This window comes from Brevinematales bacterium, assembly GCA_026415355.1.
GTDB lineage: Bacteria > Spirochaetota > Brevinematia > DTOW01 > DTOW01 > SKYB106.
Window position 1 is genome coordinate 76805 of sequence record JAOAHF010000003.1, and the last position, 14348, is coordinate 91152.

Consider the following 14348-nt stretch of genomic DNA (forward strand, 5'->3'; position numbering starts at 1 on the left):
AATGTACCTTGAAAAAGTAGCAATAGATTATCTCAAAAATATTAGTATCGACAGAATATTTAAACGATATTTTGTATCTGAAAACACTAATAAGAGTATTAATGTCAAAGGAAATAACAATGAATTTCTTGAACATCGCGAGTACCAATATTCTGATGACCTTAAAAACATAAATTGGAAAATATATGCAAGAACAGAAAGATTATACTCGAAAGTTTTCTCAACTGATGTAACCAAAGATGTACTCATAATGTTGGATGTATCCAAATCAATGACTGCAGGAACAAGGATAAGTAAACTTGAGTATTCAAAATTTCTGGTAAGTATAGTGGCATACAAGCTAGTAAATGAAGGTTACTCTATAAAGTTTGCAACATTTAATGAGACAGTTAATAGTGTTTTATCTGTTACGCTCAAAAAATTTGGTAGGTTAAGTAATGTACTACTAAATACTCTGCCTCTAGGTAAGACTAGCTTTTCCAATGCACTTAAGATTGCTTCAAAATATATAAATAATAAATCTAATGTACTGATAATTTCTGACTTGATATTTATAAAACCTCAGGAGATTTCATTACTGAGAAAGTTGTTTCCTAAGAAGGATATTGTGATATTTCAAGTTTTATCAGAAGAAGAGATAAACTTCCTGAAAGGGGAATTTGTTGAGTTTATTGAACCTGAAGGTAATACCAAAAAACTTGTACATTTGAGTGAAGTAAGTAAAGGATACTTAGAAAAGTTTTCTTCGTTTTTAGAGAAGATATACCTTGCAGCTGTAGATAACAAAATCACTCTAGTTACATTTAACACTTCTATACCATACTATATTACCTTAAAGAAAAACCTCTAGTAGTTTAAGAATAACAATATAATCCGAAGATTTTCTTATGGATTCTATTAGAGGAATAGCTGAAAAAGATTTTTCTTTAGGATACAGGATAGATAAAATCGATAGTAGAGACAATTTGTTATTGTATATCCAGATGATTTTCATAACTTCAATCTCACTTATAATAGTAGGACTTACTTTCATACTTTCTTCTACTTATTTAAGCTCACTTCAGAAATACGGTAACCCCTTTGTTTTATTCCTTAAGCAACTTTTATGGATCCTAATAGGTATTGTTTCTATGATTTTGTTATCTAAAATAGACACTTCATTCTACAAAAGATATGTTAAACTAATTTTACTTATAGGTATAGTGGTTGGAATTTTACCATTCATTCCTGGGATAGGTAAGGCAAAGGGTGATGCTTTTAGGTGGATTAACTTAGGTTTTATTAACATATCGTCATCTGAAGTCATAAAGATGGTACTTATAATATATATATCTGTTGTAATGTCTAGAAAGAAAGACACTAAAAACTTTTTTAACGTATTCCTACCTATTTTTTTAGTTGTAACAATATTTTTCATGATAATTTCTCTTCAACTTGATATATCGATGGCTTTTTTGATACTTTTAAGCGGCATAATAGTTATGTATGTTGGTGGAATACCAGTTATACAGATATTTTTGACTATACTGACATCTTCAATTTTTATATTTTTGATTAGCAGTAATTTCCCTTATCTTCAGAATAGAATAATAGCATTTCTAGATCCGTGGTCTGATCCTTTTGGTAAGGGATATCATTACATAAGTATGATAAAGTCTTTTCAAAATGGAATATTTGGAGTTGGTTTGGGTAATGGAATAATAAAAGAAAAGTCTCTTCCGGAATCTCACACAGATTCAATATTTGCCGTAATAGGTGAAGAAACTGGTATAATAGGTACTTCAATAGTTTTACTTCTGATAACACTTTTTTTCTATTATTCTCTAAAACTGGCTATAGGAATTAAGGACACTTATAAAACTCCTTTAATAGTTGGTTTAGCTTCCTTAATATCTGTATGGGGGATTGTTAATATACTAGTGATAACTGGTTTACTACCTCCAACAGGCACAAATTTACCCCTTATAAGCTATGGTGGAGCAAACATAATAACTTCTCTTTCAGCAATAGGAATAATATACAGATGTTATAAGGAACACGTAAGTATATCCTCAACTTATTTAGCAACTACTAATAAGAGATACTAAAATCTATCTAGCATTTAGGATTTGATAAGAAAATTTTTATGCTTTGAAGACTAATATGTACTACCGTTGGTTGAAAAGTAAATATTTATATACTATTGATGAGTATTTTTCTAGTACCTCTAGTTTATAGAAGGCATCCCATAGATTCTCTCTACTTTTTATAATAACTCCGTGCTTATCTAGGATTATAACATCGTTTTCTACATCTTTCACAACATTAGCTCCTTCTGGTGTCCCAGGAGTTGCATATTCAGTTATGAATATATCTCCTAGGAAATAGTCCGCTTCTGCTAAGAATTTAGTTTTGTAGTTATGTCCTATAAGGTTTAAAGCTATAGTATTTTCAGGATGTGCATGTAAGATACATTTAATGGTGGTATCAGTATCATAACAGGCTAGATGAGTAAATACTTCACTTGATGCATTACCTCTTATACCTTTTCTAAGTTCTTCGATTCTCACAACAACTATCTCTTCTTCCGAAAGTTTGAATTTTGGTATCCCTGAAGGTGTTATAACAATCTTGTCTTCAACTCTGTAGCTTAGATTTCCTTCCTTTGAGGTTATGTACCCTTTTTCATACATGATTCTAGCCACATCAACTATTTCCTTTAGAATGCACCTATCTACACCTTTCATACTAGAAAAAACTTAAAACTAATTTATTGATTGTCAAAGCCCAACCATCTATCAAAAAGAAAAATATTATCTTCAATGGAAAAGATATGACAACAGGTGGTAAAAAGAACATACCCATAGATATAAGTATACTAGAAACTACTATGTCTATTATGAGAAACGGTATTAGTAATATCGCTCCCATATAGAATGATACTGTTAATTCATTTACAATGAAAGCTGGTATTAACACATAAGTTGGTACATCATCCCTTGTTGCTGGTCGTGGTAAATTTGCTATTTTTATAAACTGATAAATGTATTTTTCATTGGTTTGTTTAAACATAAACTCCCTTATAGGTTTCATTGTGTTTTCGAATGCTTTTTCTATGTTCATTTTGCCGTCTATGTACGGTTTTATTCCTTCATTGTAGGACTTCGTAAAAATCGGCCACATAATATATAAAGTTATGAATAACGCTAGCCCAATCAATACTTGATTGGGTGGTATGTTTTGAGTTGTCAATGCTCTAGGTATAAATGCTAGTACTATATAAACCCTAATAAAAGATGTTAGCATAATGAGTATTGATGGTGCTAGAGAAAGTATGGTAAGGAGAAGCAATATTTGTAGTGATACCGACACTTCCTGTGGTGTTCTTGCCTCATCTACACCTATTGTAAACCTAGGTAGTGGTGTTTGTGCTGATAATATTGATGCCGCTGTCAATAATATAAAAACAGATACAATAACCACTTTGAAAATTCTCATAAACCAAATTTTATATAAGTTAATTCCTGTCTTTCTACTGAGTTTTTCCTATCTTTCACAATCTCCTCCATTATCAACTTGTTGAAAAATCTTTATTTATTCTTATATTATAGAAGTATGACTTTGAAACTAAGCAATACATCTCAAGGCAGCATAGGTAAAATCCTAAAAATAGATGGTGCAAAGGATTTCAAGAAGAAGCTTCTAGTTATGGGTATACTAGAAGGTGAAAATTTCTCAGTTGAAAATGTATCACCTATGGGATCTCCTATAGTTATAAATGTAAAGTCTGCTAAAATTGCTCTTAGAAAAGAAGAAGCTGATAAAGTTATAGTAGAAGTATCCTAAAAATGTTTCCATCCTTGATATCTTACTTTATCAATCTTCTCATTGAAGTAGAATAATTCTAATTCGTTCGATTCAGTTATTTCTCCTATTTCTGACAAGGGTATAGAAAGTTCAGAAGATATTTTACCTATTTCCTCTACCTTATTAGGCGGTACCGTAAATATTAGTTCATAATCTTCACCACCTGATAAGGGATATTTAAAAAAGTCAACAAGAGAATTATAACGTTTTTCTCTTGATATGTAAATGCTATACTGTTCACTTGTAGGTATTTTCTCTAATGATATCTTTGCACCTACTTTTGATGCTTTCATTATGTGTGATATATCTTGTATAAGGCCATCACTTATGTCTATACAAGATGTAGCAATGTTTCTTATACGAAGTCCGAGTTCTACCCTAATTGGTGGAAGCACATGTCTTGAAACTAAATAACTTTCTATCTCTGACAGTTGTGGTCCTTTACCTTGTTTTAGCAGTATTTCTAATCCTAAAGAAGAATCCCCAACAAAACCACTTACAAATATTCTATCTCCAGGTTTTGCATTACTTCTTGTTAAGGGTTTTTTATCAACCTCACCAAAGATTGTTATTGATATTGTAAGATCTCTACCTTTTGATATATTTCCTCCTCCTATATAGACACTCTGACCAATGAATACCTGAACCATACCTCTATACAAATCAAGTATGAAATCAAGATCAAAGTATTGAGGTATGATAAGCGACACTAACGCATATTTTGGTATTCCTCCCATAGAAGCTATATCACTTATATTCGCGATAGCACTTTTGATACCTATATCGTATGGTGAAAACTTCTCTTTTAAGAAGTGTATTCCGTCAATTACTGTGTCCGTCGTCATTATTGAAATACCCTCTTTATTCACAAAACCAAAACAATCATCTCCATTGGGCACTATGACGTCTTTTGGAATGCCATAAGAGTCTGTTATCTCTTTTATGTACTCTATGAGAGTAAATTCATCAACTTTCATCTATTTCTCCTTGACAAAATAATTCTTCAAAGCTCCTATACCGTCAATTTGTATAACAATTTCATCACCATCCTTCATCTCCCCTACACCTGGTGGAGTTCCCGTAGCAATAATATCTCCAGGAAAGAGTGTCATAATTTTAGATACAAAACTTATTATCTCCTCAACGCTAAAAATCATGTTTGAAGTTGTAGAGTTCTGTTTGAGTTCTCCATTAAGGTATGCTTTAATACCTAATCCTTTCCAATCAATGTCTGTTTCTATCCAAGGACCAATAGGAAAGAATGTATCAAAGGATTTTGCTCTTGTCCACTGGCCGTCCTTATTCTGAAAATACCTTTCAGTAACGTCATTTACACAAGTATAACCTAATATACATTCTTTTGCCTCTTCAATGGAAACATTCTTAGAAATTTTCGAAATAACAACTCCTAATTCTGCTTCATAATCTACTCTTTTAGTAAAACTAGGTGCTACTATAGTATCACCATGACCTATTATAGTTGTTGGTGGTTTCAAAAAAAGTACTGGTTCTTCGGGTATCGGCATTCCTAGTTCTTCTGCGTGATCACGATAATTTAAACCAATACATATAATTTTGTTTGGTATAACAGGTGGTAGCAATCTAACTTCTTTAGAAGGTATACTTTTTTCCTCTAACTCAAAATCCTCAAATATGTTGCCTTTTATAGGTATAATTATAGAATTGTCTGTGTCAAAAACCCCCCATCCGTGTTTTTTTTCAAAACTGTACCTACATATTTTCATATTTTATAAGGTAAATATAACCGTTAACTTTTTTCAATTTTAGACACAAAAGCTTAAACCAAGATTGGATTAGTAAATCCAAACTGATTTCTGGAAGGTATCACGGTTAATGTAAGTTTTAGGGTATGTAACCTTCAAAAACTGTGTTCCCTTTAACATCTACAATTGTCAGAAATATTTTTTCTCTCAGAAATATACTTTTCTTCTCAGCCTTTACTTCAAAAATATCCTTCAACACGAAGCTTTTTACATACCTAGAATTTTGAAATGCAATTTCTTTCTTTATCTTCAAAGAAGAGGTATTGCTATCATACTTTCCTAAACGATATGTAATAGTTGAATTGGGTTTCAAAACTTCTATAGTTTCCCTGTTAACGTTAAATGTCTGTGAATTTATTACCTCTAGTTCAACATCTTTCAAAAATAGATTTACGGAAAAATCGAGTCTCTTTGAAAAAGTTTCAAAGAATCTAACTCCAATTGCTATTAGGTTATAAACAACCAAAAAGATAACTGAAGATAGAGTAACTACTATCATTATTTCAACTAGCGAAAATGCTTTATTGTGTTTCATTATATACTTCGAAATCGAGAAATCCTTTTATTAAGGAGTAATTTTTTAGCTTTACTTTCAACTTATTTCCTATGGTTATACTAGAACCTGTTTTTTTAGATACCAACATATTATTTTCTTTGTTATACTCAAAATCTTCACCTAAGTCCTTTAAGGATACAAATCCTTCTATACCATTTTGAACTATTTGAACGAATATACCATCTTCTTTGAGACCAGAAACTATTGCATCAAAATACTCGCTAGAATAATTTTTTATAAATCTTATTCCTTTAAGTTTAGCAATAAATCTCTCTGCTGATACAGAATTCCTTTCTGTTTCAGAACAATGTTCTGCTATCTTCTTTAGTTTTTGAATAGACAACGAATTTGGTCTTTTTCTTTTTGGGGATAATGCAAACTTAACAAGTCTATGAATTATCAAATCAGGATATCTTCTTATAGGTGAAGTGAAGTGTGTATAGTACTCGAAATCAAGTCCATAATGACCTATGTTGTTAGTGTCATATTTCGCCTGTTTCATAGACCTAAGTATAATATAGTTTACGAATTCTTCGTATTCTTTTTGTGACACATTCATTATGATGTTTTGTAAATGTGATGATCTTATGTCTTCAACTGGTGGTAGTTTAAAGCCAAAAAGTGACACTATTCTGGATATATTTTCAATACTTTCATGATCTGGTTCTTCATGTATCCTAAAGATGGAGGGACCTTTATCAGCCAAAAATTTAGCAACTGTTTTATTTGCTATGAGCATAAACTCTTCTATAAGTCTTTCAGATTTCATCCTAGGATATACTTCAAATTTCAGAGGATTTCCATTTTCGTCAAGGTATATTTTAGTTTCTTTAAAATTAAAATCTATACCCCCTTTTGATATTCTTTTACTGTGTAGTTTCTCAGCAAGTTCCCACATAAGCAATAGTGTAGTAGCTAACTTCTTATCATTCTCCAAACTTGGGTTATTTAAAACTTTCTCAACGTAACTATACGTTAATCTATACTTACTTTTTATCACTGATTTGAATATTTCAAATTTATCAACTTCCACACTTTGTTTATTTATCCACATAACTACTGACATTGTGAGTCTATCTTCATTTGGGTTAAGACTACATATACCATTTGACAACTCAAATGGTAACATCGGGAAAACCACATCAATAAGATAAGTAGAATTACCTCTTTTGAGAGCTTCTTCGTCGAGACTAGTACCTGGCTTTACATAGTGCGATACATCAGCTATGTGAACTCCAAGTATGTAATGTTTATCATTAACATCAATTGAAACAGCATCATCAAAATCTTTTGCATCATCTCCATCTATTGTGAAAATAAACTCATTTCTTAAATCAATCCTATCCTCCAAGTCTTCTTTTGTTATATTGTACTTCATTCTTCTGACTTCTCTAATAACTGATTTCGGAAACCTATAGTGAATATCGTATTTCCTTATTGTAAGCAAAATATCAAGTAAAGGATTTTTTTCAAACAAACTTTCATCCAACCAAGGAAGCTTTTTGCGCTTGGAAATCTCTTCTAGTAATTCTCTCTTTGATAGTAACTCTAGTTTCTTTATCTTACTCGGAATCTTCTTTTTCATTCCTACTTATCCTAACATACTCAATTCAAATTATTAACAAATTATAAAAATCCTTTCAAAAATACATTTCTTAAGCTTGGTATTTTCTTGTTGAATAGTATTTCGAATACTTCATATTCACAATTCATCGAAATAACCCTAAAATTTTCCTCCCCTAACCTTAGCAATATCCAACCTATCTATAACGTAGAAGAATATAAAATGTCCAGAATACCTCATCCTTCAACTGCCATCTTAAACTCTCTCCTACTATCACCCCAAAATTCACCACCATGCTAAAAACAAAATTAACTTCACAACTTTCCTAAAGTCTTTTACCATCATACTCTTCATTCCTAAACCCCTCCATACATCTCCGAAACTTTACCCTACTCCTCCATACTTCCAGCACTTCATAAGCTGTAAATCAGCAGTAGAAACTACCAGTTATATATATCATCCCCCTTGTAGATAACTAAATTAACATCACATCACCTTGTATAACCTTTCTTCTCATCTAATCTTCTACTCTCACATTCCATACCACAATCTGATTTGCAACACCTACCCTATCCAAAAATACTCTCACAAATCCATACTCCACTCCTGGTCTTACTTTCTTCTCCACCCTTGAGAGAGCTTAGACATCCTAAAACTCCTAGAAAAACGATTGAAATAACTACTTCTCTACTTCCTTTATAATCTTGTGTGAGAGGCCAAGCAGAAGGTTTTTTGATAAAGCGATGTATATTTTCCCTTTGTCATCTTCTTACTCTATTTTACAAGGAAATAATAGCTTCTTACTCATTAATTCGTAGTAAACTCTATTACAAATCTCGGAGATAGATACAAAACCAAAATTTTCAGGATATAGCGTGTATACCAAAATAGATTCTTAACCATACAATATTTAATTCTGGAGTTGTAGAAAGATATGATTTATTAATAGAATTTAGTTCATATACCTTTACAAATAAGGTTAAAGGAGGCTTTATGAAAAGCATTGGCGTTTTAACCAGTGGTGGAGATTCAGCTGGTATGAATCCTTGTATAAGAGCAGTTGTAAGATATGCCATATACAATAATCTTAAGGTTTATGGAATATATAGAGGATACAAAGGTCTCGTTAATGGAGAAATATTTGAAATGGATGTATCCTCTGTCGGTGGTATAATAAACAGAGGAGGTACAATACTTTATACTGCTAGACTTCCTGAATTCAAGAATATTGAGGTAAGAAAGAAAGCAGTTGAAAATCTTGGAAAGTTTGGTATAGATGCACTTGTTGTGATAGGAGGAGATGGATCATTTAGAGGTGCACATGAACTTTACAAAGACTTTGGTGTAAGAGTAATAGGAGTACCTGGAACCATTGACAACGATATTAAAGGTACTGATTATACAATAGGCTACGATACAGCAATAAATGTTGCCATGGAAGCACTTGATAAAATAAGAGATACTGCTACATCTCATGAGAGATTATTTATAGTTGAAGTTATGGGGAGAGATGCTGGATACATAGCAAGTGCGGTTGGACTTGCCTCAGGAGCAGAAGATGTTCTCGTACCAGAGGTTAAGAAGAACATAGAGGACACAATTGACAGAATAATAACCGGTAGGAAGAGAGGTAAAACTAGTAGTATTATAGTAATGTCCGAAGGTTTTAGAGGTTCTATGAACATATTACAACTAGCAGGGTACATCGAAGGCAAAACAGGTTTTGAAACAAGAGTTACAATTCTAGGACACCTACAAAGAGGAGGATCCCCAACCGCTCTTGATAGAATTTATGCTTCAAGAATGGGAGCTTATGCTGTAGAACTTTTACTAAAAGGAGAAACAGATAAAATGGTTGGAATAGTATCTAATGAACTAGTTTCTATACCTCTTGAAGAGGCATTTGAGAAGAAAAAAGATTTTGATTATGAAACCCATAGATTAATCGAAATATTCTCAATATAGTAATTTGATACTGCGTCATATGGAGGTTAATGTGAACGTAAGCAAATTAGACAACTTCAATGGCATAGATTTAGTTTCACTAGCAAAAAATTACCAAACTCCAATTTACCTATACAATCTCAACAAGATAATCCAGAATTACAATAGCCTTGTTAGTTCTATACCGTATGAAAATAAGAAAATACTGTTCGCTATGAAGTCTAACTTCAACTACGATATACTAATCCTGATGAAAGATTTGGGATTAGGTGTTGACACAATATCAACAGGAGAGATACAGTATGCTTTAGATATCGGCTTTAATAGAGAAGACATCCTATTTACAGGAATAGGTATATCTAATGAGGAAATTGAGTTTTGTATAAACAACGGCATAATTCCAAATGTTGGTTCAACAGATCTACTTGAAAGAATAGGTAGCAGATTCCCAGGAAGTAAGATAAGCATAAGAATAAATCCAGATTATGGAGCTGGACACCATCATCATGTCATAACAGGTGGAACCCAAAGTAAGTTTGGTATACATGAATCTTACCTTGAAGATGTAAAGAGTATATCAAAAAAATACAAGTTAACAATATCAGGTATACATTTTCACATAGGATCAGGCGCTTTGGATTACAAAGTTTATATAAAAGCAATACAAAAAGCACTTGATATATCTCTTACGTTTGAAAATGTTGAATTCATTGACATAGGCGGCGGTATAGGTATTCCTTACAAACCAAACCAAAAACCTTTTAACCTTAAAAGTTTCGGTGAAAGAATATCTGAACTTATGTATTCCTTTTCAAACAAGGAAAAAAGAAATGTGAAGCTACTTCTGGAACCTGGACGTTATTTAGTAGCAGAGAGTGGGGTCTTGTTAACAAAAGTTGTTGAAATAAAATACACGCCCGACTATAAATTTGTAATTGTAGATACAGGATTTAATCATTTAGTTAGACCTGTTATGTATGGTAGCTATCACGAGATAATAAATCTTTCCAAACTTCACTCGGATACCTACGAAGAGCAAGTAATAGCAGGTAATGTGTGCGAAAGTGGAGATGTATTTACCAGAAATGAAAAAGGAATGGTTTCTATAAAACTTCCTAAAGCTGAATATGGTGACATAATAGGTATATTTGACGCTGGAGCTTACGGATTTGCTATGGCTTCACATTATAATCTGAGGAAATTACCTAGAGAATTAGTAGCAAAAGATGGTAAAATAAAAATCTCTGAAAGGAATTATCTCAAATATATCCTATAATTTATAAATTTTGCTAATTTCAACCTTCACTGTAAAGTTAGATTGATTTCAAATATAGCGTTGTTTAAATATAGCTATCCGATTCGTCCTTCAGTACCGAAAGTAATAAAGCTCTACGGTCTGTTTATGATATTAGTATCCGTAACAGATAATATATTGTAAAATGTTTTTCTATATGTTGAATTCGCCAAATTTACTAACTCAGATGCCTTTTTGAAATCTGTTTTGAAAAGACTTATTTTCGACAAGCTCCTTCTAGCCTCATCAAGATATAGAAATGAATTAGCTTCATCATTTACTAAAGCATATGAAATTGACAGTGCAACCATAAGTTCAATGTAATTTAGAGTATATACCTTCTTCTTGTCCATATTTTTGTGCACTGTTAGAGCATTTGTTCCATAGTTCAACGACAATGAATGAATGCCTCTTAAAGCATATATTAGAGACATTCTTGAAAGGGATACAAAGTCACTAGGGAAAGCATTCAAAACTCTTTCATAATATTTAAGCGATGCTACTTTTGAATTTTCGAATACCATGTCTGCTATTGCTCTGTACGTTAAATATTCATCGTATTTATTTATATCTTTCTCTTCTACCTCTATTCCATTTATGGTTAGCTTTTTGGGATAGAGATCAAATGCACTAAAGAAGATTAATACTATTACAAAAAATATTCTCAATCGCATTATTTATATTATCGCAAGTGTATGAGTATTCATAACTATAAATCTAATAAATAGACGAGTTTAAAACTTAAATCCCGTCTCTTGTGATAGTTTGGAATATTCCATCTATTTCGAACTTCATCAGCACTTAAGACACTTGATTGAAACATGTAAGTATTTGTATATTATATTACATACCCTTCCATAGGATGTAGATATAGGGGGCATTATATGACAAAAAAGGTAACTACTGTTGCTTTAGTACTGCTATTTTGTCCATTTGGGTTTTCCTCCAAAACGGATATTTTGATAACAACAATACAACCTATTAAGTGGTTAATTGACAGAATAGTTGTAGATAAATTTGAAGTTATTTCTGTTGTTAGTAAAGGTAAAGATTATCATACGATTGAAATTCAACCCTCCTTAGTTGCAAAGTTAAGCAAAGCTAGAGCTTATTTTTCGATTGGTCTGGGAGACTCTGAAAAGGGTTTAATTATGCTTATAAAAAATTCAAATCCTAGTTTAGAAGATATAGATATATCTGAAGGTATAAACAAAATAATGGTCAAGCATCATCACAGTCATGATAAAGCATGTCAAAAGAATCAAATTGGCATTGATCCTCATATGTGGCTCTCGCCAAAAAATATGAAGATTATGGCAAAGAATGTCTTTGAAAGATTATCAAAGATGGATCCAGATAACATAGAATTTTATAGGTTAAACTATGAAAAGTTAATCAGAGATTTAGATAAACTAGATGAATATCTAACAGTAACCCTAAAACCTTTTAGGGGTAAGAGATTTCTAGTTTTTCATTCTGTCTTTAAATATTTTGAGAGAGATTACGGTGTTGTAGAAATGTCAATCGAAACAGAAGGCAAGGAAATATCCCCGAGAGAATTAACCAAAATAGTCAACGAAGCAAAAAAACACAAAATAAACGTAGTTTTTGTACAGTCGGGATTTTCTCAAAAGAGTGCTATTACAGTTGCTAGTCAAATAGGCGGAAAAGTTATCGAGATAGATCACGTTGATTATGATTACTTGAATAACATGCGAAAAATTGCTAACCTCATAAGGGGAAGTTATAATTAGATTTCAGAATATGATAGATGCATTAGTTTTTGAAAATGTCTTCTTTGGATATAATTCTAACTTTATTTTGTCTAATGTGAGTTTTAGGATAAAAGAGGGAGAATTCGTAACCGTAGTTGGACCTAATGGATCTGGTAAAACCACACTTATAAAGCTACTCATAGGTATACTAAAACCTAATCTTGGAACCATAAGGGTGTATGGAAAGAAACCAAAAGAATTGAATGGAATATTTGGTTATGTACCACAAGCCAGCAACTTTGATATACAGTTTCCGATCACAGTTGAAGAAACAGTGCTAGGTGGACTAGTAAAACCATTCGGCTTTGTATCAAACAAAGATATAAATAAAGTCTATGAATTACTCGATACATTGGGAATATTAGAATACAGAAATGAACACTTGTTTTCGCTATCAGGAGGACAACAGCAGAGAGTCCTCCTAGCTAGAGCTTTGGTATCTTCTCCTTCCATACTTATACTCGATGAACCTTCGTCTAATATTGATCATGAGGGTGAAGAAATTATAGGAGAAACACTGAAAAAACTAAAAGGCACAAAAACCATAATTGTAATAACCCATGATACTGGTTTTGTCAACAATCTTACAGATAAAACACTATGCGTGAATAACGGTAGAGTAGTTGAACATCATATTTCTCCTGAAGAAGCATTAGCTACCATGTTTGGACATAGGAAAGAAGATAAAATGGTAGTACATAAAAACACCGTATAAAGGAGGGTTGATGAATTTTTTTAATACTTTATTTTCTTCAGATATTTCTTTCTTAAGAAACGCAATTTTGGTTTCATTGATTTCAAGTTTTCCTATAGGAGTAGTGGGTGCTTTTGTAGTCGCAAATAGAATGACTTATATAGCAGGTGCTATAAGTCATTCTGTTATAGGTGGAGTTGGAATTGCTTTATATCTTGCAACTGTTTTTGGTATTGAATTTTTAACTCCATCTATTGGTATTTGGGTTTTTGCAATTATTTCGGGACTTATTATAAGCTTCTTCTACGTCTGGAACAGGGAAAGAATCGATACTGCTATTAGCATTGTATGGGTAGCTGGTATGTCACTTGGAATTATGTTTGCCTACTTTACTCCAAGATATTCAGATTTGAACAGTTATCTTTTTGGTAATATATTACTTATATCAACTAGTGACATTACAAGTATTGCAATATTTTCTTTTATCACAACACTAGTTGCGATGATATTTTATCATCAGCTTTTGATCGTAAGTTTTGATAGAGACTTTTCTATGATCAGGGGTGTCAATCCTAATTTATTTTTAACACTTATCATAGTATTAGTATCAATCGTGGTAGTTCTTATGATAAAAATGGTCGGTACAATTTTATCAATAGCATTAATAGCACTTCCATCAGCTACTGCTAATTTAATTACAAAACGTATGAAAGAAATAATACCAATTTCAATAGTTATAACTACAATATCTCAATTTTTAGGTATCTACTTAAGCTTTGAATTAGATACCCCAACAGGGGTAACTATAACACTAACTTTAGTTTTTATATATGTTGCTACCGTAATATTCAAGCTATTCATAAATCGTTTAAACTCACCAAAAGTCTGAAT

At 31.9% G+C, this 14348-nt stretch carries 15 protein-coding genes; 8 read left to right on the forward strand and 7 right to left on the reverse strand.

Features of this window, described 5'->3' with window-relative positions:
• The first annotated feature begins 1 nt into the window (after window position 1).
• Window positions 2-850 (forward strand): DUF58 domain-containing protein, encoded by an 849-nt coding sequence (locus tag N2712_01775; GenBank protein MCX8028703.1) that lies wholly within the window; start codon window positions 2-4, stop codon window positions 848-850.
• 37 nt (window positions 851-887) lie between these two features.
• The gene (locus tag N2712_01780) at window positions 888-2087 is read left to right on the forward strand and encodes a putative lipid II flippase FtsW (GenBank protein MCX8028704.1); all 1200 of its coding nucleotides are present in this window, start codon (window positions 888-890) and stop codon (window positions 2085-2087) included.
• A 60-nt stretch (window positions 2088-2147) separates the two neighbouring features.
• Here the strand turns inward: N2712_01780 and N2712_01785 are convergent, their stop codons facing one another.
• Together N2712_01785 and fliP are read right to left on the reverse strand one after the other, a co-directional pair.
• Window positions 2148-2726: a class II aldolase/adducin family protein gene (locus tag N2712_01785; GenBank protein MCX8028705.1), complete on the reverse strand. Its 579-nt coding sequence runs from the start codon at window positions 2724-2726 to the stop codon at window positions 2148-2150.
• Between the two features lies 1 nt (window position 2727).
• Window positions 2728-3477 (reverse strand): flagellar type III secretion system pore protein FliP, encoded by a 750-nt coding sequence (gene fliP / locus N2712_01790; GenBank protein ID MCX8028706.1) that lies wholly within the window; start codon window positions 3475-3477, stop codon window positions 2728-2730.
• A gap of 117 nt (window positions 3478-3594) precedes the next feature.
• Here fliP and N2712_01795 point away from each other — a divergent pair, with 117 nt between their 5' ends.
• Window positions 3595-3825 (forward strand): ferrous iron transport protein A, encoded by a 231-nt coding sequence (locus N2712_01795; protein MCX8028707.1) that lies wholly within the window; start codon window positions 3595-3597, stop codon window positions 3823-3825.
• On the opposite strand, the gene thiL is transcribed toward N2712_01795, so the two are convergent.
• From thiL to N2712_01815, 4 genes are all read right to left on the reverse strand, one after another.
• The gene (thiL, locus tag N2712_01800) at window positions 3822-4823 is read right to left on the reverse strand and encodes a thiamine-phosphate kinase (GenBank protein MCX8028708.1); all 1002 of its coding nucleotides are present in this window, start codon (window positions 4821-4823) and stop codon (window positions 3822-3824) included. The genes N2712_01795 and thiL overlap by 4 nt on opposite strands.
• On the reverse strand, window positions 4824-5591 hold the full coding sequence (locus tag N2712_01805; GenBank protein MCX8028709.1) for a fumarylacetoacetate hydrolase family protein: 768 nt from the start codon (window positions 5589-5591) through the stop codon (window positions 4824-4826).
• Window positions 5592-5709: 118 nt separating this feature from the next.
• Entirely contained in the window at window positions 5710-6165 is a 456-nt protein-coding gene (locus tag N2712_01810) for a prepilin-type N-terminal cleavage/methylation domain-containing protein (GenBank protein ID MCX8028710.1), read from the reverse strand.
• The gene (locus N2712_01815) at window positions 6152-7771 is read right to left on the reverse strand and encodes a VacB/RNase II family 3'-5' exoribonuclease (GenBank protein MCX8028711.1); all 1620 of its coding nucleotides are present in this window, start codon (window positions 7769-7771) and stop codon (window positions 6152-6154) included. The genes N2712_01810 and N2712_01815 overlap by 14 nt, the downstream gene beginning before the upstream one ends.
• Before the next feature lie 972 nt (window positions 7772-8743).
• On the opposite strand from N2712_01815, the gene pfkA reads away from it, so the two are divergent.
• Entirely contained in the window at window positions 8744-9715 is a 972-nt protein-coding gene (gene pfkA, locus N2712_01820) for a 6-phosphofructokinase (GenBank protein ID MCX8028712.1), read from the forward strand.
• A 31-nt stretch (window positions 9716-9746) separates the two neighbouring features.
• Window positions 9747-10970 (forward strand): diaminopimelate decarboxylase, encoded by a 1224-nt coding sequence (lysA, locus tag N2712_01825; protein MCX8028713.1) that lies wholly within the window; start codon window positions 9747-9749, stop codon window positions 10968-10970.
• A gap of 113 nt (window positions 10971-11083) precedes the next feature.
• Here lysA and N2712_01830 read toward each other — a convergent pair whose 3' ends face one another.
• A complete protein-coding gene (locus N2712_01830; protein ID MCX8028714.1) occupies window positions 11084-11662 on the reverse strand; it encodes a hypothetical protein in 579 nt (192 codons plus the stop codon).
• Between the two features lie 210 nt (window positions 11663-11872).
• On the opposite strand from N2712_01830, the gene N2712_01835 reads away from it, so the two are divergent.
• The 3 genes from N2712_01835 to N2712_01845 are packed head-to-tail and all read left to right on the forward strand — an operon-like array spanning window position 11873 to window position 14346.
• Window positions 11873-12742 (forward strand): zinc ABC transporter substrate-binding protein, encoded by an 870-nt coding sequence (locus N2712_01835; GenBank protein ID MCX8028715.1) that lies wholly within the window; start codon window positions 11873-11875, stop codon window positions 12740-12742.
• A 10-nt stretch (window positions 12743-12752) separates the two neighbouring features.
• Window positions 12753-13478 carry an ABC transporter ATP-binding protein gene (locus N2712_01840; GenBank protein ID MCX8028716.1) on the forward strand — a complete coding sequence of 242 codons (726 nt, stop codon included), beginning with the start codon at window positions 12753-12755 and terminating at the stop codon, window positions 13476-13478.
• Window positions 13479-13488: 10 nt separating this feature from the next.
• A complete protein-coding gene (locus N2712_01845; GenBank protein ID MCX8028717.1) occupies window positions 13489-14346 on the forward strand; it encodes a metal ABC transporter permease in 858 nt (285 codons plus the stop codon).
• The last annotated feature ends 2 nt before the right edge of the window (window positions 14347-14348 follow it).

Excerpts from the sequence above, each read along its gene's own strand:
- N2712_01810 (MCX8028710.1), bottom strand. The coding sequence starts at position 6,165 with ATGAAACACAATAAAGCATTTTCGCTAGTTGAAATAATGATAGTAGTT.
- N2712_01835 (MCX8028715.1), top strand. The coding sequence starts at position 11,873 with ATGACAAAAAAGGTAACTACTGTTGCTTTAGTACTGCTATTTTGTCCA.
- N2712_01780 (MCX8028704.1), top strand. The coding sequence starts at position 888 with ATGGATTCTATTAGAGGAATAGCTGAAAAAGATTTTTCTTTAGGATAC.
- N2712_01775 (MCX8028703.1), top strand. The coding sequence starts at position 2 with ATGTACCTTGAAAAAGTAGCAATAGATTATCTCAAAAATATTAGTATC.
- N2712_01830 (MCX8028714.1), bottom strand. The coding sequence starts at position 11,662 with ATGCGATTGAGAATATTTTTTGTAATAGTATTAATCTTCTTTAGTGCA.
- fliP (MCX8028706.1), bottom strand. The coding sequence starts at position 3,477 with ATGAGAATTTTCAAAGTGGTTATTGTATCTGTTTTTATATTATTGACA.
- thiL (MCX8028708.1), bottom strand. The coding sequence starts at position 4,823 with ATGAAAGTTGATGAATTTACTCTCATAGAGTACATAAAAGAGATAACA.
- pfkA (MCX8028712.1), top strand. The coding sequence starts at position 8,744 with ATGAAAAGCATTGGCGTTTTAACCAGTGGTGGAGATTCAGCTGGTATG.
- N2712_01840 (MCX8028716.1), top strand. The coding sequence starts at position 12,753 with ATGATAGATGCATTAGTTTTTGAAAATGTCTTCTTTGGATATAATTCT.
- N2712_01785 (MCX8028705.1), bottom strand. The coding sequence starts at position 2,726 with ATGAAAGGTGTAGATAGGTGCATTCTAAAGGAAATAGTTGATGTGGCT.
- N2712_01795 (MCX8028707.1), top strand. The coding sequence starts at position 3,595 with ATGACTTTGAAACTAAGCAATACATCTCAAGGCAGCATAGGTAAAATC.
- N2712_01805 (MCX8028709.1), bottom strand. The coding sequence starts at position 5,591 with ATGAAAATATGTAGGTACAGTTTTGAAAAAAAACACGGATGGGGGGTT.
- N2712_01815 (MCX8028711.1), bottom strand. The coding sequence starts at position 7,771 with ATGAAAAAGAAGATTCCGAGTAAGATAAAGAAACTAGAGTTACTATCA.
- N2712_01845 (MCX8028717.1), top strand. The coding sequence starts at position 13,489 with ATGAATTTTTTTAATACTTTATTTTCTTCAGATATTTCTTTCTTAAGA.